The organism is Luteibacter sp. E-22, assembly GCF_049913125.1.
Lineage (GTDB): Bacteria > Pseudomonadota > Gammaproteobacteria > Xanthomonadales > Rhodanobacteraceae > Luteibacter.
Genome location: NZ_CP183975.1, coordinates 3,036,080 through 3,056,209 on the forward strand (window position 1 = coordinate 3,036,080; position 20,130 = coordinate 3,056,209).

The following is a 20,130-nucleotide window of genomic DNA, read 5'->3' on the forward strand; positions in this document are numbered from 1 at the left end:
CGGGACTCAGCGCAGCGCCCGCTCGCGCAGGCGGTGGATCTCGTCGCGGATCTTGCCCGCCTCCTCGAACTCCAGGTTCTGGGCATGCTTGTACATGCGGGCCTCGAGCTTCTTGATGGTCGCCCCGGCCTGCTCGGGGCTGAGCGCCGCGTAGTCGGCGGCCTCCTCGGCCACCTTCTTTGCCGCCTCGCGGGCCTTCTTGCCCTTGCCACCGCGCGAGCCCACGTCGGCACGGGCACCTTCCATGATATCGGCGATGCGACGGACGACCGTCGTCGGCGTGATGCCGTGGGCGGCGTTGTATTCGATCTGTTTCTCGCGGCGGCGGGCGGTCTCGTCGATCGCGTCCCTCATGGAACCGGTGATCTCGTCGCCGTAGAGGATCGCCTTGCCACGCACGTTGCGGGCCGCGCGGCCGATCGTCTGGATGAGCGAGCGGGTCGAACGCAGGAAGCCTTCCTTGTCCGCATCCAGGATCGCCACCAGCGAGACCTCTGGCATGTCTAGGCCTTCGCGCAGCAGGTTGATGCCCACCAGTACGTCGAACTCGCCCAGGCGCAGGTCGCGGATGATCTCAGTGCGCTCCACGGTGTCGATGTCGGCGTGGAGGTAGCGCACCTTCACGTCCTGCTCGGACAGGTAGTCCGTGAGGTTTTCGGCCATACGCTTGGTCAGCGTCGTCACCAGCACGCGGTCGCCCAATGCGACCCGCTTGTGGATCTCGCCCAGCAGGTCGTCCACCTGGGTGCGTACCGGGCGCACCTCCACCTCGGGATCGATCAAGCCGGTCGGACGCACCACCAGCTCCACCACGTTGTCGTCGGAACGTTCCAGTTCGTACTTGGCCGGTGTCGCGGACACATAGATCGCGCGCGGTGCGCGACGCTCCCATTCCTCGAAGCGCAGCGGCCGGTTGTCCATCGCCGAAGGCAGGCGGAAACCGAATTCCACCAGGGTTTCCTTGCGCGAACGGTCGCCCTTGTACATCGCACCGAGCTGGGGCACGGTCACGTGCGATTCGTCCACCACCATCAGCGCGTCCGGCGGCAGGTAATCGAACAGCGTCGGCGGCGGCTCGCCCGGACCACGGCGGGTCATGTGGCGCGAGTAGTTCTCGATGCCCTGGCAGAAGCCCACCTCGGCCATCATCTCCAGGTCGAATCGCGTGCGCTGCTCCAGGCGCTGGGCCTCGACCAGTTTATTGTCGCGGTACAGCTGCTCCAGGCGCTCGGAAAGCTCGACCTTGATCGTCTCCATCGCGTTCAGCACGCTCTGCCGCGTGCTCGCGTAATGCGTCTTCGGATACACGGTGTAGCGCGGCACCTTGCGCAGCACCTCGCCGGTCAGCGGATCGAACAACGAGAGGTTTTCCACGTCGCCGTCGAACAACTCGATGCGCAGTGCTTCGGATTCCGACTCCGCAGGGAACACATCGATGACCTCGCCGCGCACGCGGTACGTACCGCGGCGCAACTCCATCTCATTGCGCACGTATTGCAGCTCGGTGAGCTGGCGGATCAATGCGCGCTGTTCGATATGCTCGCCGCGCGACAGGATCAGGCGGAGGCTCATGTAGTCTTCAGGATCACCCAGGCCGTAGATCGCCGACACCGTCGCGACAATCAGCGAATCGCGCCGCGACAAGAGAGCCTTGGTCGCGGCCAGGCGCATCTGCTCGATATGGTCGTTGATGCTCGAATCCTTCTCGATGAAGGTATCCGAGGCCACGACGTAGGCTTCCGGCTGGTAGTAGTCGTAATAGCTGACGAAGTACTCCACCGCGTTGTGCGGGAAGAACTCCTTGAACTCGCCGTACAACTGCGCGGCAAGCGTCTTGTTGGGCGCAAGCACGATGGTCGGTTTCTGGATCTTCTCGACCACGTTGGCGATCGTGAAGGTCTTGCCCGAGCCGGTGACGCCCAGGAGGGTCTGCGCGGCGAGCCCGGACTCGAAGCCCTCGGTGAGGCGGCGAATGGCCTCGGGCTGGTCGCCGGCGGGTTTGTACGGGGAGACGAGCTGGAAGCGATCGGTCATGGCTGACGATATGCAGGTTTGGATGCCAAGTTTAAAGCGCCAGGGCCTACATGCCGTGACGCGCCGCACCGATGGCTGCCTTGGGAGGCACCGGGCAAGCTCGGGCGCCGCTCCCGTGCACCGCCCATGCCCCTCCATCGCCCCCATGGATTCACCTGGACCGAACTGCTGGCGGTCCTTGCCGTGACCGGCATCCTAGCCGGCGTCGCCTTGCCGGCATTGAGCGAAGCCCTTGCCCGCCATCACCTACGTGCCGCCACCGGCGGCCTGATGGACGCCCTGGCCAAAACCCGCGCCACGGCGGTCCGCCGGAACCACCTGACGATCCTCTGCGCGAGTCGCGACGGCCGTGCCTGCTCGCCCTGGGCCGACTGGACCCAGGGCTGGATCGGGAAGGACGAGGCGCTATCGACGATCTTCGAGGCGATGGAGCCTCTCGACGGCCGACTATCGGTCGGGCGCCGCCCTGGCCGCCACGCCTTCACGTTCGATCCGGACGGCACCTGCCCGGCAAGCAACCAGACGATCACCCTCTGCGTCACCGGCCGTCCCGCCACCGCCATCTCGATCGTCGTTGCCAATTCAGGCCGCGCCCGGCACAAAACCGCCACGCCCGAGGACGCCGCCGCATGCGCCTCCCAGCCGTCACGAAAACGTTAAGAGCGCTTGACAGCCCCTCCCCACTTCCACAAAATACGTGGCTCCCCGCCCGAATAGCTCAGCCGGTTAGAGCACTTGACTGTTAATCAGGGGGTCGTTGGTTCGAGTCCAACTTCGGGCGCCAGGTTTTGAAAGGGTCTGCAGCGATGCAGGCCCTTTTTCTTTGCCCAACGCACCTCGGCTATCCTCCCCTGGCATGTCCTCCGCTTTCCACTACGACGAGACGCCCGCGAGCGGCCTCGATCCCCGTCGCATCGAAGCGTTATGGGAAGTGCACGTCACGCAAGCCGCTGAATACATCGTGCTGCCGGATGGGCGCATGGATCTCATCGCACGCTTTCGAACACGAGGCGACGACCGCCTCGTTGATGTTGAGCTCTCCATCGTGGGGCCGTCGAGCCGATGGGCAAGCATTTCCGTGGATGCGGGGCAGCGCTTCGTCGGCGTGCGTTTTCAGGCGGGCTGGGGCGGCAACTGCCTGGGTATCGAGCCCGGTTCACTCGTCGACTCCGCCCTCCATGGTGCATCCGTCGACGCGATCCTGGGCAGCGATGCGATCCGTCTTCGGCAAGCGGCGACCTTCGGGGAATTGCGCGCCACATTGCGCGCCGTCGCGGGTGAGCGTTCCCTGCGCGCGCCATCGACGCCACCCGCGGCCTTGCACGCCATCGACTTGCTTCATCGCTCGGGAGGCCGGCTCGGCATGGGCGAATTGGCATCGATGGTTGGAGCCACGGAACGCAGCTTGCGTCGCCACATGGATAAAGCGGTCGGGCTTTCCTGCAAGACGTTCTCAGGCGTGCTGCGCTTCCAGAGAACGATGAGGCTGCTCGAACATTCGCCGCCTCCCTCCCTGGCACAAGCGGCCATCGAAGGCGGCTATAGCGACCAGGCGCACCTCACGCGCGAGTTTCGCCGCCATGGCGGCTTTACGCCGGGACAGCGGCCGCCCGTCACGCTGGTAACGATACCGCTCGACTGACTGGCCGATTCATTCAATCGCTTCCGCGGTGGCGCGCCTAGGCTGGCTCGACACCACAGGAGGCATCCATGCATTTCGGCTATACGATCCTTTATGTCCCCGATGTCGTCGCGACCGTCGACTTCTATGAACGCGCCTTCGGGTTGTCACGCCGGTTCGTCCACGAAAGCGGCCTCTACGCCGAAATGGAAACAGGCACGACCGCACTCGCTTTCGCCGCGGAGCCCATGGCCGAAGCCAACGGACTCAGCATCCATCGAAACACCGCCGGTGGCCTCGCTGCCGGTGTCGAAATCTGCTTCGTCACGGACACGCCGGATGAATGCTACGAGCGTGCCGTGGGCCAGGGCGCCACGTCGATCAAACCCGTCGAACTGAAACCCTGGGGACAACGCGTTGCCCACCTGCGCGACCTCAATGGCTGCGTCGTCGAGATCTGCACACCGATGTAGCGCCACCCGCCCTTCACGCCTGGCGGATGGCTGCCAGCAACTCCGACCTTCCGTAGGGCTTCTGCAGACGTGCCCGGACTCCTGGCGTGTCATCCGGCAGCTCGGCATAACCACTGGCCAGGACGACGTGCATGCTGGGGTGGGTTTCGGCGAGTTGGGCGGCAAGCTCCGCACCGGTCATGCCCGGCATGGCATGGTCGGTGACCACGACGGAAATCCCCGGCAAGGCGCCCAGCAGGTTCAGCGCCTGCTTCGCGGACGCGGCGCCCGCGGCGTCGTAGCCGGCGAAACAAAGCATTTCGACCGTCGTCGACAGGACAAGGGGATCGTCGTCGACGACGAGAATCCCCTTGCTGCCCGATGGCGCCGCCGTAACACCAGATGGATCGCTCACCACGGTCTGCGCGACCGACGATCCCAGGTGTATCGCCACGGGCAACCACATGTCGACCGTGGTGCCGCCCGAGGGCGCGCTGGTCAACAGCAAGGCACCGCCGCATTGCTGCACGATGCCATGCACCATCGACAAACCCAGGCCCGTGCCCTTGCCCACGCCCTTCGTGGTGAAGAACGGCTCCGTCGCCCTCGCGAGCGTTCCGGCATCCATGCCCTCACCCGTGTCGGCCACGGACAGCTTGACGTATTCACCGGGTTTGAGGCCTCGGGCATCCTTCTCGCGAACGCTTTCGACACACGCCGAGATCGTCACCGTTCCGCCATCCGGCATCGCATCGCGCGCGTTGACGCCCAGGTTCAACAAGCAGAGTTCGAACTGGTTCGGGTCGACAAGCACCGCCGGCAACGACAAGGGAAAACTCGCCTCGACCACGACGGAGGGACCGAGCGACGTGCGCATGAGGTCGGACATCCCGTAGACGAGGTTGGCCAGGCTCACCGGCTCCAGGTGCAATTGCTGCCGCCGCGCGAAGGCGAGCATGCGCTGGGTGAGCGCGGCACCGCGGCGGACACCGCTCAAGGCGTTCGTGACGAGCGTCCGCGCCTTCGCAGGCAGATCCTCGCGCTGCGTCAGCAGTTCCAGATTGCCGTGGATCGCCATGAGCAGGTTGTTGAAATCGTGCGCCACGCCACCGGTGAGCTGCCCTACCGCCTCGAGCTTCTGCGATTGGAACAAGGCCTCGCGGGCCTGTTCGAGGGCGCGCGCCGCATCTCGCTGTTCGGTGACGTCACGGGTGACCTTGGCGAAGCCGACGAACTTGCCCGACTCGTCGTCGATACGGTCGAGCACCACATGCGCCCAGAAACGACTGCCATCCTTGCGGACGCGCCAACCTTCGGTTTCCAGCCGCCCCTCGTCCTTGGCGGCCTGCAAGTTCGACCAGGGTTCGCGGCGGGCCACGTCTTCCGGCGAGAAGAAAGCCGAGTAGTGCCTGCCGATGATCTCGTCGGGCATGTAGCCCTTGATCCGCTCCGCGCCGGAGTTCCAGCTGGAGACGTTGCCCTCCGGGTCCAGCATGTAGATGGCATAGTCCGCCACCCCCTGCACCAGGAGACGGAATTGTTCATGGCTGCGGCGGAGTTCATCGATATCGTCGCGTTTCATGAGGAATTCCTGGCTCATCGGCGCAAGCTAATGGCGCCCGTCTCATGAAAACGTGAAGGTGTTTTCGCGACAGGGCCGGCTTGCCGAAGGGTCAGCTGTCGATCTGAGTGATGGATGCCACCCTGCCCTTGACCACCTCGAACTGGATCGATTTTCCGCGCTGGAAATACTCCAGGCGGTAGCCTTCCAACCCGCCGTGCCGCGACTCGATCGGCGTTTCCCGATCCGGCTTGCCGGCGACCTGGCGGAGGCGGCCTTCGCTATCGCCCGTGGAAATGACCTGCGAGCCGAACCGGTAGGTATCCGCGGCGGCGGCGCCGATCGAAAACAGGATGAGGATGAGGGTCACGGCGACACGCTTCATGGCGGGCTCCTTGTCTGCGTTGGCACGGAGCGTATACCCGGGTGGCCGCCGGGCCAAGATGGTGGCACCCCCGCCCGTCCCCGGGTCAGGCCTTCGACACGTGGGGATTGCCCGCAACGAACCAGCGCCAGAGCAGGTCGGTGCCTTCGCGGATACCGATACGCGCCGAGCCCGGCACGAATTCCGGCGGCGGCATCCCATCGTCGACCACGGTATAGCCGTCGCGCGCCTTCACCAGATCGATGCCGTTCTGCGCGCCCGTGATGCCCAGGGCCTGGGTCAGGCGCGCCGGGCCGCTGCACAATTCGCGATCGCGCCGGGCCTTCGGTCGCGCCCTGCGCATGAGTTCGATGCCGGCCAGCGGTTCGAGCGCGCGGATGAGCACGCCCGCACCCTCTCCGTCATCGCCGCAGACGGTGTTGCAGCACCAGTGCATCCCATAGGTGAAGTACACATACATATGCCCGGGTGGGCCGAACATGACCGCGTTGCGTTTCGTCTTGCCGCGATAGGTATGAGCGGCGGGATCGATGGCGCCGCAATAGGCTTCCACCTCCACGATGCGTCCCGCGCGCCCGTCGGCGCAGGCAAGCACCTTGTTGAGCAACTGCGGTCCCACGACCCGGGGATCACGGTGGAAGAACGAACGGGCAAGGATGTCACCGGGCCAGCGAGGTCGACGGGGCGCCATCAGGTCTCCGGTGTCTCGCCATCGGTATCCGGATCGGGCCCCGGCCGCTCCACCGGCTCGTGGTCGTAAGGCGGCGGCGAGGTGCCGGGCAGCGGTGTTTCGCTGTCCGGCACGGGACGGTGCGGTCGTGGCATGGGTCTCTCCTGTGGCGCGTGCGCCAATCAGAATACGCCAAGCAGCCAGCAGATCAGGATGATGGCGAGGATGACACCGATACCGCCGCTGGGACCGTAACCCCAGGAACTGGAGTAACCCCAGGTCGGCAGGCCGCCGATAAGGGCGATGATGAGGACGATGATGAGGATGGTGACGAGCATGACTGTCTCCCGGCAGTGAGGCTGCCAGCGCATCGTCGCGCGCGTCACCGTCTAGGGCGCGTGACGCGGAACCCTTTGTTCCGCGTCACGTTCAGCGAACGGACGGCCGGTGCCGGCAGGGCACCGGCCGGTGTATCAGGTACGAACCACGTAGCAGGGCTCGTATGCCGTGCCGCCGGGAAGCTTCATGCGGTGCTGCTCCACGAAGGCCTTCAGCAGGTCGTCCAGGGCACGCATGATGTCGGTCTCGCCGTCGATCACGAAGGGGCCGCGCGCCTCGATGGCCTTGACGCCCTCTTCCTTCACGTTGCCCGCGACGATGCCCGAGAACGCGCGGCGAAGATCCGCCGCCAGCTCGTGCCGCGGACGATCGCGATGCAGGGCGAGCCCGGCCATCGCCTCGTGGGTCGGACGGAACGGCTGCTGGAAGGACAACGGGATGTCGAGCGCCCAGTTGAAGAAGAAGGCGTCCTTGTTGTCCAGCCGGTGGTTGCGCACCTTGTCGATGCCCGAGACCATGGCATGCGCCACCGCGGCGGGATCGTCGATGATGATCTTGTAGTGCTTCGCCACGTCGTCGCCGAGCGCGAGGCGCAGGAAGCGGTCGATCTGCTCGAAGTACGCCGCCGAATTCTGCGGGCCGGTGAAGATCAGCGGGAACGGAATGCCCTTGTTCTGCGGCAACAGGAGGATGCCGAGCATGTAGAGGATTTCTTCCGCCGTGCCGACGCCACCGGGGAACACGATGATGCCGTGGCCGAGACGGACGAAGGCCTCGAGACGCTTCTCGATGTCCGGCATGATCACCAGGTTGTTGACGATCGGGTTCGGCGACTCGGCCGCGATGATGCCCGGCTCGGTCACGCCGATATAGCGATTGCCCTTGCGGCGTTGCTTCGCGTGCGCGATGGTCGCGCCCTTCATCGGGCCCTTCATCGCACCCGGGCCGCAACCCGTGCAGATGTCCAGGCTGCGCAGGCCGAGCTGGTAGCCAACGCGCTTGGTGTATTCGTACTCGTCGCGCGAAATGGAATGGCCGCCCCAGCAAACCACGAGGTTCGGGTCCACCTGCGGACGCAGGATGCGCGAATTGCGCAGGATCTCGAACACGGCATGCGTGATGCCGACGGTGTCATCGAGGTCGAACGCGCCTGTTTCCAGCTGCGTCGACACGTAGACGATATCGCGCACCACCGCCACGAGCAGTTCGTTGATGCCGCGAATGATGCGGCCGTCGACGAAGGCCTGCTCGGGCGCGTTCTTCAGCTCGATCTTGATGCCGCGGTCTTCTTGCAGCACCTGCACGTCGAAGTCCGGGTACTGCTCGAACATCGAGCCCGGATCGTCGGAAAGGTTGCCCGAGGTCAACACCGCTAACGCGCAACGGCGCAGCAGCTGATGCAGCCCGGACCCGCTCGCGTCGCGCAGGCGCGCGACTTCGTTGCGGGAGAGGATGTCGAGACCGCCGGCCGGCGAGACACGCGCACTGACGGTCTTGCCGGAAACCGGATCCCCGAACTGGATGGCATTCATGGAGTTACTGTCCTTCTGACCGCGAATTAGCGGCGAACCCCGCCCCGGGGTGGGAGCGGACCGCCTAGGATCACGCGTCCGGCGCCAAGGGGTCAAGACCGGCGCGCGCCGCCTCAAAAAGAAGGCCGGCACCCTCGCGGGTACCGGCCTTCGGATCACGCAGCGAATCCTTCGCTTAGAACGTGTAGCGCACGGTCAGCATGGCGGACCAACGCGAGACCGGATTGACCTTGGTCGCGCTGTTGTCGGTCGGGGCGTCGTAGATGCCCTTCAGGCCCGGCTGGTAGTTGCCATTGGCATCGGTCGGCAGGTTGTAGATGTACTTGCCCGTGGTCGGGTCCACGCCACCGAAGTTGGCGAGGTTACGGGTATACGGGAAGCCGATATACGACTGCTGGCCCCAATCCTTATTCACCAGGTTCAGGAAGTTGTAGATGTCGAGGCGGATCTCGCCCTTGTTGCCCTTGAAGATGCCGGGCACTTCCTGGCTCAGGCTCAGGTCGATCTGGTTGACCCAGGCCGACGTGGCGCCATTGCGCTTGGCAACCTTGCCCTGCTCCTTGCGCAGGTAGTTGTCGTTCTGGATGAAGTCGTAGAACTGGTTGACCAACTGCTGCGAAGCCGCCGCCGTGCCGCCGGAGTTGCGGAAGATCGTGCCGTCGCCGCGGGTCGGGATGTACGCTAGGTCCTTCGAATAGCTGTCGCCGTTCGAATCGTTGCCGAAGATCCAGCTGTACGGCACGCCGGTGTGGCCGTCGTAGAACATGCTGACGGTGGTGGCGTAGTCGCCGAAGAAGTTGTGCTGCCACGTGATCGACGCGTTGAGACGCTTCGAGATATTGGTGTTCGCCGTGGAAGCGACGTCTTCGTTCGGGTTGTACCAGGCGCTGTTCGAGTAGTTCGACGTCGCCTGGCTGGAGGTGCCCGGGTTGACCTCGGTCGAGTGACCGCCGGTCGCCGCGACGCTCCAGGACCAGCCATCGGCCATCGGCTTCGAGAACGAGAGCGTGACGGTGTCCGCCCCACCCTTCTTCGTGTTGGTCAGGTAGGTGACGCCCTGGGCGAAGCGATTATCGCGACGGGCGCGAGCGAACGAACCACCCGTGTTGGAACCGGTGAGGTTCTGACCGCAGTTGACACCAGTCGGACCACCCACAGGTGTCGCTCCACCGATACACCCGTTATAGGTGTAGCGGCCATCCGGCATCACGCCCGTCGGAGCGCCCAGGTTGAGGTTCTGGTAGAGGATGCCATCCTGAACGTCGAGATGCTGCCACTCGATGCTGGCGATGATGCCCTGCCACGGCAGCTCACGGTCGAAAGCCAACGACGACTTCCAGACGCTCGGCAGGTTGAAGTTCTTGTCGACTGTATCGACAGCCATCTGCGGGATGGTCCCGTTGCCCGTGGTCGGCTGGTTGTGCGGATCAGGGCTGAACTGCGGGCACGGCAAGCTCTGACGACCCAGGAGACAAGTGACGCCGTCAGCCTGACGATCGTACGAGTACGTGGCGATGTTGATGCCGTTGTTCTGGTACGGGTTCGTCATCCACACGGTCGGCGGATCGGACTGGAACAGGCCAACGCCACCGCGCAGCTGCGTCTTGTATTCGCTGTCGAAGGTGTAGTTGAACGACAGGCGCGGCTCGACCAGCTGCGTACCGTTGATGGTGTTCGCGTTGCTGAAGCCGTACGCCGACTGGAACGTCGGGTTGTAAAGCGGCTTATCGTCCGTCAGGTACTTGTTGACGCGGAAGCCGTACTGCACGGACAGGTTGTCGGTGGCCTGCCAGGTATCCTGCAGGAAGAACGTATGGCGGCGCAGTTCCCACTTGGCGGCGATGTCGTCGAGCGAGTAACCCCGAGCCGGCTGGTACAGCGAGTAGTTGCTGTACAGGCCGCTGCCGAAGTTGGCGACGCCGTTGTTGCCGAAGGTGTACGCGCCGAACTCGGTGCGGCCGAACAGGTTGTAGATGCGGTTACGCTCCCACTCGAAGCCACCCTTGATGGTGTGGTCACCGAGATACAGCGTGCCCGCCCACATCGCGTTGAGGCTCTTCACCGACGCGGAGTTGTAATGGCTGAACTGGTCTTCGCCGAGATTGATCGTCGGACCTGTGGCGCTGCTACCGAAACCGGTGTTGTTCAGGCGCACGGTGATCTGCGGCTGCTGGTTATCCACCGAACGGTTGAGCTGATAATCGCTGTAACCGACCTTCGTCTCCGACGAGAACACGTCGTTCCAGTCGTCGAACGACTGCAACGTATAGTTCTTGATATCGGTATTGACCGTGTACCAGTAGCTCGACAGGCCGATCGACGAGGTGCCGTTACCCTGCGGGTTCGGCTTGGTTTCCTTGGTACGCGAGTACGCAAGGTTCATGCGGTGACCGTCGGTGATGTTCCAGTCGATCTTGGCGATGTAGCGCTTGTCTTCCAGCGTGCCGGCGTTGGCGCCGGTCGAACCCGGGACGAGGCCGAGGCCGTTCGCGGCGTTGATGATGCTCTGCAGGTCGCCCGGCGACACCTTGTTGATCGTCGACCGGCTCAGCGTCGGGTCGAGGCCGTTGACGGCACCCGAGCTCAGGCCGGTGACTTCTTCCTTTTCGTAACCGGCAAAGAAGAACAGCTTGTCCTTGATGATCGGGCCGCCGACGGTGGCACCGGCCGTCCAGTTACGGTCGAATTCGGTGTAGTCGCGGTTGTCGTCGAGCCAGCCGGCCTTGCCGACCATGCTGCTGGCGTTCTTGAAGCCGTAGTAGACCGAGCCGTGGAAGTCGTTGGTACCCGACTTCGTCACCGCGTTGATTTCGGCGCCGACGGTATCGGAAGCAACGTCGTAGTTGGCGGTCGAGATGTTGAACGAGTCGATCGTGTCGAGCGACACCGGCGAGCCGACGGTCGGCATGCCGGTGGAGTTCAGGCCGAACGGGTCGCCCACGCCAAGGCCGTCGACCTTGATGTTGTTGAGGCGGGTGTTCTGGCCGTTGGCAGAGATGGCGCCGGTACCGTGATCGACATTGACGCGCGGGTCGCGGCGGGCGATGTCGGCGATGTTGCGGCTCGGCGACGGAGCCGCCTTCAGCTCGCGCTGCGAGATGTTGGTGCCGAGACCCTTGTTCTCGGACGTGAACTGGCCGGACACGGCCGACACGGTGACCGCACCCAGCGCGGTAGCGTCGGCTGCACTGGCGGCAGCACCGGCGGTCAGGTTGACCGAGGTGTCCGCGCCCAGCTGCAGGTAGACATTGTCCTGGCGAACCGACGGGCTGCCTTCCTTCGTCGCGGTCACGTCGAACGGACCGCCGACGCGCAGGCCCTGCGCCGAGTAACGGCCGCTCGCATCGGTGGTGGTGGTCTTCGTGGTGCCCGAGGGCTCGTGGACGATCACGACGGTGGCATTGGCCACCGGCTGGCCGGCGGCGTCCAGCACGCGGCCGCTGATCGTCGAGGAGGTTTCCTGCGCGAACGCAGGTACCGCGAAGAGCGATGCGATCGCCAGCGGCAGGAGTTTGGCGCGGATTCGGCTATTCATCTAATGGTCGACCCTGTGGCTTGCAACGAAAAAAGTTTTGGCCAAACGGACGGCTACCTGGCCATGGGCCGGGTGCTGCGTTCGTTTGAGCTTTCCCCAATCTTTGGCTGTGTCGTCTCGTGTGATCCCGGTCACATCCATGAGTCCGGTGGCGACAGTTGTTAAGCCAACTTTAACGACATTGTATGACAGATTTGTAACGTTTTCACGCCAGTTTGATAAATACCACTTTTTCCTACGTGGACTGATTTTCAATCTACCTAATTGTTTATAAACGAAATTTATTTTTACGCCGAGGGACTGCCTCCGGGCGACGAGAAGCCACCAGCACGCACCCGCAGGGTTTCACGCCGGGCGCCGTCGCAAGGTCCTCCAGCCGGTCCACGAGGTTTCGCGGTCACTCGCAGGCATTGGCGGCGCCCCCCGCCGAGGTGGGAACCGAGGTGGGAGCCGACCCTGTCGGCGATGGGGGCTTGCCGCAATCTGGCCCGCTGCCGCGGGATCGCCGACAAGGTCGGCTCCCACAATCAGTCCCACAGTCAGTCCCACAGTCAGTCCCACAGTCAGTCCCACAGTCAGTTCCACAACCAGTCCCACAACCAGTTCCGCAGCCAGTCCCACGGTTCGGCAAAAAAAACGCCCCTCTTTCGAGGGGCGTCGGTGGTCGTGGCCTTGCGGCCCTGCGCGCTACGGTTTCGTCAGAAGAACGAGGCGCCGAAGGTCACCATGAAGGTGCGTTCCTGCAGGATCGAGTAGTACGGGGCCGAGGCATAGAGCGTCGTTCCGTTCGCATCCTTGATCTTGGCCGGGTTGCTCGCCAGGAAGGCGGAAACGTTGCCCGCATAGGTGAGCGCCTTGCGGTCGGCGAGGTTGAACAGGTTCACCTTGATGTATGGCTTGCGGAACCACGGCGAGAAGTCGTCGAAATTCCAGCCTGTACCCAGGTCGATCGTTGCGTACCCGCCCACCCGTTCGGTATTCGACCAGTCGCCCCAGATCGCACCCTGGTACTTGGCACTCAGCGATGCCCAGAACGGCCCGTTGCTGTAGTCGACCGCGACATAGCCCGAGTTCTTCGGCACGTTGAGCAAGGTCTTGCCCTTCGTGTTGTAGACGCCGTCGCCCAGCGAATCGAGGTTGTCCTGCATCAGAGCGCGCGTGTACGAATAGTTCGCGTACACGGTCCAATGGTCGTCCAGCTTGAAGCTGCTCTCGGCATTGAGGCCGCGCATGTGCACCTTCGGCAGCTGTGTATAAACAGTCAGCGCAGTGGCTTCGTCGAAACCGGAGACTTGCTTGTTATTGAGGTTAGACGCATAGGCATCGACGTTCGCCGAGATGCGCTCGCCGTAGAAACGCCAGCCCAGGTCGGCGGTGGTCGAGGTTTCCGGCTTGTTCGGCAGCGTGGCGGCGGCGGACGTGCCATAACCGTACAGGGCGTTGCTCAGCAGCGCGCCGTTGATCGGTGCACGAAACGTCTTGCCGATGCCGAAGTAGAACTGGTTCTCGTCGTTGAGCTGGTACTTCACCCCCGCTGTGGGTGTGAACTTGTGGAAGGTCGCCGTCGGTGATGCGTCGAACTGCGCGTTCGTCGTGGTCACCTTCCCTGCCGCGCTGATCGAGCCGATGGAGTTCGGGTACTCCGCGATATAACCATCGCGCTTGGTCCATACATACGCGAGGCTGCCGGAGAACGTCCACTGGTCGTTCGGCGTCCAGTTGTCGGTGATGAAGGCCTTTTCGTTCGTGGTGGTGGTGTATTGGTCGTACACCTTCTGCACCTTCCCATCGGGGTAGCGGATCAGCACGTCCTTGCCCCAGGTATCCACCGGCACGCCGGTGGCCGGGTCCACGGGGACCAGTACCTGCCCCTGCTGCTGGCGCGGTCGCTCGTACCACACGCCGTATTCCAGGCTGTTGTTGTCGCTCAGGTCCTGGTTGAGCTTGGCGATCACACCCGGACGGTAGGTGTACGAATAGCTCAGGGAGTTGACCAGCTTCGTGCCGCCGATCTTGCCGTCGCCGTCGAGATCGACGTTCACCGACTTGAAGTAGTTGTCGTTGGCCAGCGGGTTCTCGGTGACCGTGCTGCCGCTGCCACCGCCGCCGTAGCCATACTGGAAGTACGGCACCACGGACAGGCGCGTGTTGTCGGTGAGGGTGAACTCGCCGTCGAGGCTGGCGAGGTAATTGCGGAACGGGTTCTGGTGCAGCGCGTAATAGTTGCTGCTGGTGCTGCCAGGGGTGTAAGTGCCGAGGTAGCTCTGCTTGTAATCCGCGGCGGCCTGGGCCTTGGTCAGCGACTCGTAATTGGTCTTGACCTCTCGGTTGTACTGCAACGAGAACGATATCGAGTTCTTGTCGTCGATCTGCCAGACCGACTTGCCGTCGACCTTGGTCACCTTCGACTTGCCACGGCCGCGCCACAGGTTCGTTTCGTTGTTGGAGTACGACAGCCACGAACGCACGGGCCCCAGGTCGCCCGTATTGAGGCGCATGAACGTGCGGTGGTAGCTGTTATCGCCAAGGGTCTGGCTGAAGTCCAGGCCGGCTTGGTGCGACGGATCGACGGTCACCCACGCGATGGAGCCACCGGCGGCGCCGGCGATCGGGGAATCATTGTCCGGATAGCCCTGCTGGACGGTGATGTCGCCCATGTTCTCGGTGTCGCCGTACTCGGACGAGTAGATCTTGTAGTTGCCGCTGTCGTTGATCGGCGCACCGTTGACCGTGACGCCGATTTCGTCGAGCGGAAAACCGCGGACGCTGGCGTTGCCGTCATTGAGGCCGGTGTAGTCGTCGGTGGACGACACCACGCCCGGGATCGAATTGATCGCCTGCACGAAAGTGGCGCCTGGCGCCGCCTTGACGATGGCTTCGCGGGACACCGTCGAAACAGCTTTCGGCGCGTCCTGGATGGACATCAGGCCGCCGCCGAGGGCCAGCGAATTCGCCTTCACCTGCACCTCGCTCATCTGCTGCGTCGCACGGCGCGTGGCGTTGTCGTTCGTCGTGTTCGAGCTGCTCGCCACGGTGGAACGTTGTGGCTGCGTGCCGGTGGCCTCGGCATTCTGCGCGTCCTGGGCCAGCACGGCGCCTGCAGCCACGAAAAGCGTCACGGCGATCGCCACCGAAAGGTAATTGCGGTTCATCGAGGGGGTTCCTGAAGAGGATATTGTTTTTGGTGGCGGCCCTTCCCGAGGCCGCGCGAAATCATTCGATCCATCACTGGAAATAATGGTTTTCGTAATTAATTGGCGATTATCTCTGCGTCGATAGTTATTACGTTTGCGCAAGAAAAAACGTTTTCTCCGGACACGGCGAATCGCCCGGCAGCATGGCCGGGACGAAAAAACACCGAATGACCCACTGAGCGCCCAAGTCACTGACGTGGGCGACGTTTATCTCTTAGCGAGGCAATACCCTAGCACTGCCGAATGACAGTTTAGCGATTATCTGACACTTCCAATCGGCGGGAAACAGGCTATTCCCACACGAGCCAACGTACCGCGAAAAACCGGCCGGCCGGAATACCTTCCGGCCGGCTCAGACGAGTCAGTCTTTCCCGAGGTAACGCGAACGCTTCGCCGGCTTGAGCGACGCGAGGTCGAGCATCACGAGCCCATCGACGCAACCGGCGAAATCCGGGTCCTCGCCGAACGCGAGGAACTGCACGCCCTGCGGTTCGACTAGGTCGACGTACTGGCGATAGAGCACCGGCAAGGTCACGCCCAAGGCGTCGAGACGGTGCTTCAGCTTGCCGAGGCCTTCGGCGGGATCGAGGCCTTCGAGTTCGCGGCGTACCGACTCGATGGTGGCTTCCGGAATCACGAACGGCTGGCGTGCGGCGGCCAGGCCCTGCACACCGAAGAAATGCTGGTGCGCGGCGGCGATCCATTCGCGCGCCTCACGCGGCATGCTCACCGACATGCTCACGGGGCCGAACAGGTAACGCAGTTCGCGATGCCGTTGCAGGTAGAGGCCGATACCCTGCCAGAGCTGGTCGAGGGCCCGCGAGCGCCAATAGGCGGGCGCGATGAAGCTGCGTCCGAGTTCCAGGCCCTGGGCAAGGCGCGACTCCAGTGCCGGCGAATAATCGAACAGGCTGGACGTATACAGCGCGCTCATGCCGTGCTTGGCGATGAGATGGCCACCATGACCGAAACGGTACGCGCCCACGACGCGCAAGGCCTTGGCGTCCCACAAGACGAGGTGCTCGTAGAGCGGATCGTAAGCATCGAGGTCACGGCGCTTGCCGGTACCCTCGCCCACGCGGCGGAAGGTCAACTCGCGCAGGCGTCCGATCTCGCGCATGGCGTAGCTGTCACTGGACCCCTGCAACAGCAGGATGCGCTTGCCGTCCGGGAGTTCCGCGAGCAATTCGGCCTTGTCCAGCTCGGCGACCACGCGCTCGACGGGTTCGGGGTGCGCCAGCGGGGTTTGCCCGCCGAAAACGAGGCCGCGCTGGCGTGCGACGCGATACACGTGCCGGCGCATCAGCTTGGCCGCCCGTTCCGACGAGCCGCCACTGGCCTGTTTCAATTCCTCGGGGTCGACGAGCTTGCCGATGCGGAAACCCACCCGCTGCTTGCCCGACGTGGCTTCGCGTGGAAGCATCGCCGTGCTCAGCGGCTTGGCCAGCATCGACAGTCCGTAGAACGCGACCGAATTGCGCGCGGCGATATGCACGGGAAGCACCGGCACGCCGGCGCGCATGGCGATGCGCGCGAAACCGTCCGACCACTTGCCATCGCGCACGCCGCCGGGGCGCATGCGCGACACTTCGCCCGCCGGGAACATGATGAGTACCTCGCCCGCCTCGATCGCACGGAACACGGCGCGCATCTTCGAGGTGGCGCCCTTGCCGAAGACATCCACCTTCAGCAGCAACGAACCCAGTTGCGGCACCGCCGACAGCACGTCGTTGCCGAGGATGCGGACATCACGGCGAACCGAACCGATCAACTGGATGAGGGCGATCGCGTCGACCATGCCCAACGGATGATTGGCCACGACGATCAGCGGCCCTTCGACAGGGATGTTCTCGCGTTCGCGTTCGGTGACGCGACAGCTGACGCCGAGGTAATCCAGCGTCTTCTCGCAGAATTCGAAGCCTTGCGCGGGGCCGGCAAACGCCAGCGTGCGATTGAAGCGATCTTCGTGGGCCAGGGTTTCCAGCATGCCGACGAGCGGCTTGCGGAGACGAGGGTGCTGGGCCAGCCATGGCATGCGCTCCAGCAGGGTCTGATCGATGCTCAGCATGACTTGGGATCCCTTGACGTCGAACGATGGCTACCTTGCCGGGCCGGTGCGGAGTCGTGATTTCTCATAGTGCCTTCGAACATCCTCTTTGCCCCTGAGAGGGCTTTCGACCCATGCCCGGTGCCAGGAGCTTTCCTGGCCCCGGCCATGCTCGCGGGCAATTATGACAGTAACCCTACCGCCACGTATGTTCTTGCGGCAATCGGCCCTCGGTGTCAAACCGCGAGGTGCAGATAGGCCGAGATGCCGGCGAGGAACATCTGCACGGACAAGGCGATAAGCAGCATGCCCATGAGCCGCTCCAGGGCCGTGAGGACGCTCTCGCCCAGCCAGCGGAACAGGAAGGTGGAACTGAGCAGGATGATGGCGGTGGCCAGCCAGGCCAGGAACAGGGCGATGCCCCACTCCGCCGTGCGGCCGGGCTGGGAGTTGGTCAGCAACAGGAGGGCGGCCATGGCCGAGGGGCCGGCGACGCCGGGAATGGCCATCGGCACGATGAAGGGCTCGCCTTCCCCCGTCTTGCCGAACACGCCGCCTTCCACCGGCGGAAAGACCATGCGGATGCCGATGAGGAACAGCACGATGCCGCCGGCGATGCTCACCGATTCCTGGCGCAGCTGCAGCACCTTGAGGATGTACTGGCCGCCGAGCAGGAAGGCGACCAGGACGGCCAGGGCGATGAGCAGCTCGCGCACCATCACCTTGCGCCGGCGCTGCGGCGGCACGTCCTTCAGCAGGGCGAGGAACAACGGGATATTGCCCAGCGGATCCATGATCAGGAACAGCAGGATGCCCGCGGACAACGTCGTCATCTGCGCTTCCATGGGGGAGAACTCCTGCGGTAGGTCAGTGGGTGGGGCGTAGATCGAGCACGGCGCCACGCGCATCCGCGCCGGCACCGGAAAGCAGGTAGACGATGGCATCGGCCGCGGCGGTCGGCAGCGGTCTTTCCAGCGTGTTCTCGCCGTAATACGCCGCGCGGCGCAAGGCCGTGCGCATCGGCATCGGCAACAGCGTATGCACGCGCATGGGGCCGCGGCCGTTCTCGGCGTGCAGCACCGCGGCCATGCGCTCCACCGCGGCCTTGGAGACGCCATAACCGCCCCAGTGAGCGCGCGAAAGCAGTTCCGGGTCGTCGAGCACGAAAACCACGGCGCTGTCGTCGGCCCGCGTGAGCAAGGGCATGCATGCCTGGGTCAATGCGAACGGCGCCGACACGTTCACCTGCATCGCGCGCAGCCAGTCGTCAGGCTTGTGCATCGCGATGGGGGTCAGCTCGTTGAAGTGCGCGGCGGCGTGCACGATGCCGTCGAGACGACCGAACTCGCCCTCGATGCCCTCGGCCAGCGCGGCGTAATCCGCAGGCGTGGCGCTTTCCAGGTCCAGCGGATGGATCACCGGTTCGCTGCCCCCGAGCGCGACGAGCTCGTCGTAGCGTTTTTCGAGCGCGCGCACCTTGCGCCCGGTGATCACCACCGTGGCTCCCGCGCGAACCACCGCCTTCGCCGTTTCGCCGCCGAGGCCTCCGGTGGCACCAGTGACGATCACCACGCGGCCCGCGAGCGCTCCCGGCGCCGCTGACCAGTCCTCGGGCAGTCGCGTGGAAGACAAGGCGTTCACGTCGCGGCCCCGGCCACGTCCGCCGCCATGCGCTTCAACTCGCCCGCGGCGTGCAGGTCTTCGACGATGTCGCAACCACCGATGAACTCGCCGAGCAGGAACAACTGTGGAAACGTCGGCCAGTTCGAGTAATGCGGCAGGCCGGCGCGGATGCGCGGATCGGCCAGCACGTTCACCGAATGAAACGCCGCACCGGCGGCCTGCAAGGCCTTCACGGCGCGATCGGAGAAGCCACAGGTCGGGTATTCCGGCGTGCCTTTCATGAAAAGCACGATCGGGTGGGCCGCCACGATGGCCTTGATCTCGTCTACGACGTCCATAGCTCGGTTTTCATCATTAGAATGCGACTAGTTGCATAGTGTAGCAGCGCACGGCCTCAGGCCCCCTGCCTACGCCCTTTCCCCCAGCCACCGCTAAGGAGTCCCGCAATGGCGTTCGAACTTCCCCCGCTCCCCTACGAAAAGAATGCCCTGGAGCCGCACATCTCCGCTGAGACCCTCGATTTCCACTACGGCAAGCACCACCAGGCCTACGTCACGAACCTCAACAACCTGATCAAGGGGACGGAGTTCGAGGGCAAGAGCCTGGAAGACATCATCAAGACCTCGTCCGGCGGCATCTTCAACAATGCGGCGCAGATCTGGAACCACACCTTCTACTGGCACTCGATGCGGGCCCCGGGCGGCGCCGAGCCGCCGGCCAAGCTCGCCGACGCGCTGACCAAGGCCTTCGGCTCGGTCGACAAGTTCAAGGAAGAATTCGCCAAGCAGGCCGCCGCGAACTTCGGCTCGGGCTGGACCTGGCTGGTGCAGCGCCCGGACGGTTCCCTGGCGATCGTCAACACGTCGAACGCCGCCACCCCGATCACCGGCAGCGACAAGCCGCTGTTCACGGCCGATGTGTGGGAACACGCGTACTACATCGACTACCGCAACGCCCGTCCGAAGTACCTGGAAGCGTTCTGGAACATCGTGAACTGGGATTTCGCGGCGAAGAACCTCGCCTGATTCCCTCGAATGCGTGAAACCCCAGGCATGACAGACACCCTGGGCGCGACATGAGAAAGGCCGGGTCGCGAGACCCGGCCTTTTCTTCGTTACCTCTGTGGGAGCCGCTTCA

Annotated in this window: 17 protein-coding genes and 1 tRNA gene; 5 read left to right on the forward strand and 13 right to left on the reverse strand. The window is 64.0% G+C overall.

Annotated features, from left to right (window positions below; genetic code table 11):
• Positions 1-6: 6 nt before the first annotated feature.
• Complete coding sequence (gene uvrB, locus ACN9M2_RS13535; RefSeq protein ID WP_426285216.1) at positions 7-2,034, reverse strand: excinuclease ABC subunit UvrB; 2,028 nt, start codon at positions 2,032-2,034, stop codon at positions 7-9.
• A 126-nt stretch (positions 2,035-2,160) separates the two neighbouring features.
• Here uvrB and ACN9M2_RS13540 point away from each other — a divergent pair, with 126 nt between their 5' ends.
• The 4 genes from ACN9M2_RS13540 (at position 2,161) to ACN9M2_RS13555 (ending at position 4,128) form a co-directional block, all read left to right on the forward strand.
• Positions 2,161-2,694: a GspH/FimT family pseudopilin gene (locus ACN9M2_RS13540; RefSeq protein WP_426285217.1), complete on the forward strand. Its 534-nt coding sequence runs from the start codon at positions 2,161-2,163 to the stop codon at positions 2,692-2,694.
• Positions 2,695-2,741: 47 nt separating this feature from the next.
• Positions 2,742-2,818 (forward strand) — tRNA-Asn (locus ACN9M2_RS13545).
• 72 nt (positions 2,819-2,890) lie between these two features.
• The gene (locus ACN9M2_RS13550; protein WP_426285218.1) at positions 2,891-3,676 is read left to right on the forward strand and encodes a helix-turn-helix domain-containing protein; all 786 of its coding nucleotides are present in this window, start codon (positions 2,891-2,893) and stop codon (positions 3,674-3,676) included.
• A gap of 68 nt (positions 3,677-3,744) precedes the next feature.
• Positions 3,745-4,128, forward strand: coding sequence for a VOC family protein (locus tag ACN9M2_RS13555; RefSeq protein ID WP_426285219.1), 384 nt, complete (start codon positions 3,745-3,747; stop codon positions 4,126-4,128).
• Positions 4,129-4,141: 13 nt separating this feature from the next.
• Here the strand turns inward: ACN9M2_RS13555 and ACN9M2_RS13560 are convergent, their stop codons facing one another.
• The 12 genes from ACN9M2_RS13560 to grxD all read right to left on the reverse strand — a co-directional run bounded on the left by ACN9M2_RS13560 (position 4,142) and on the right by grxD (position 19,331).
• The gene (locus ACN9M2_RS13560; RefSeq protein WP_426285220.1) at positions 4,142-5,689 is read right to left on the reverse strand and encodes a PAS domain S-box protein; all 1,548 of its coding nucleotides are present in this window, start codon (positions 5,687-5,689) and stop codon (positions 4,142-4,144) included.
• Positions 5,690-5,780: 91 nt separating this feature from the next.
• The gene (locus tag ACN9M2_RS13565) at positions 5,781-6,053 is read right to left on the reverse strand and encodes a DUF2845 domain-containing protein (protein WP_426285221.1); all 273 of its coding nucleotides are present in this window, start codon (positions 6,051-6,053) and stop codon (positions 5,781-5,783) included.
• A gap of 85 nt (positions 6,054-6,138) precedes the next feature.
• Positions 6,139-6,744 carry a DNA-3-methyladenine glycosylase gene (locus ACN9M2_RS13570; RefSeq protein WP_426285222.1) on the reverse strand — a complete coding sequence of 202 codons (606 nt, stop codon included), beginning with the start codon at positions 6,742-6,744 and terminating at the stop codon, positions 6,139-6,141.
• Positions 6,744-6,878 carry a hypothetical protein gene (locus ACN9M2_RS13575; protein WP_426285223.1) on the reverse strand — a complete coding sequence of 45 codons (135 nt, stop codon included), beginning with the start codon at positions 6,876-6,878 and terminating at the stop codon, positions 6,744-6,746. The genes ACN9M2_RS13570 and ACN9M2_RS13575 overlap by 1 nt, the downstream gene beginning before the upstream one ends.
• Positions 6,879-6,905: 27 nt before the next feature.
• Positions 6,906-7,061, reverse strand: a complete 156-nt coding sequence (locus tag ACN9M2_RS13580; protein WP_371023942.1) for a DUF3309 family protein — start codon at positions 7,059-7,061, stop codon at positions 6,906-6,908.
• 135 nt (positions 7,062-7,196) lie between these two features.
• Positions 7,197-8,594, reverse strand: a complete 1,398-nt coding sequence (ppnN, locus tag ACN9M2_RS13585) for a nucleotide 5'-monophosphate nucleosidase PpnN (RefSeq protein ID WP_426285224.1) — start codon at positions 8,592-8,594, stop codon at positions 7,197-7,199.
• Positions 8,595-8,769: 175 nt separating this feature from the next.
• Entirely contained in the window at positions 8,770-12,129 is a 3,360-nt protein-coding gene (locus tag ACN9M2_RS13590; protein WP_426285225.1) for a TonB-dependent receptor, read from the reverse strand.
• Positions 12,130-12,827: 698 nt separating this feature from the next.
• Positions 12,828-15,281, reverse strand: a complete 2,454-nt coding sequence (locus ACN9M2_RS13595) for a TonB-dependent receptor (protein ID WP_426285226.1) — start codon at positions 15,279-15,281, stop codon at positions 12,828-12,830.
• A 403-nt stretch (positions 15,282-15,684) separates the two neighbouring features.
• On the reverse strand, positions 15,685-17,391 hold the full coding sequence (locus ACN9M2_RS13600; protein WP_426285227.1) for a lysophospholipid acyltransferase family protein: 1,707 nt from the start codon (positions 17,389-17,391) through the stop codon (positions 15,685-15,687).
• Positions 17,392-17,606: 215 nt separating this feature from the next.
• Complete coding sequence (locus ACN9M2_RS13605; protein WP_306850681.1) at positions 17,607-18,203, reverse strand: YhgN family NAAT transporter; 597 nt, start codon at positions 18,201-18,203, stop codon at positions 17,607-17,609.
• Positions 18,204-18,237: 34 nt separating this feature from the next.
• On the reverse strand, positions 18,238-19,011 hold the full coding sequence (locus ACN9M2_RS13610) for an SDR family NAD(P)-dependent oxidoreductase (RefSeq protein WP_426285228.1): 774 nt from the start codon (positions 19,009-19,011) through the stop codon (positions 18,238-18,240).
• Positions 19,008-19,331, reverse strand: coding sequence for a Grx4 family monothiol glutaredoxin (gene grxD, locus ACN9M2_RS13615; RefSeq protein ID WP_371023936.1), 324 nt, complete (start codon positions 19,329-19,331; stop codon positions 19,008-19,010). Before grxD ends, ACN9M2_RS13610 begins: the two co-directional genes overlap by 4 nt.
• Positions 19,332-19,439: 108 nt before the next feature.
• Here grxD and ACN9M2_RS13620 point away from each other — a divergent pair, with 108 nt between their 5' ends.
• Complete coding sequence (locus tag ACN9M2_RS13620; protein WP_426285229.1) at positions 19,440-20,018, forward strand: superoxide dismutase; 579 nt, start codon at positions 19,440-19,442, stop codon at positions 20,016-20,018.
• The last annotated feature ends 112 nt before the right edge of the window (positions 20,019-20,130 follow it).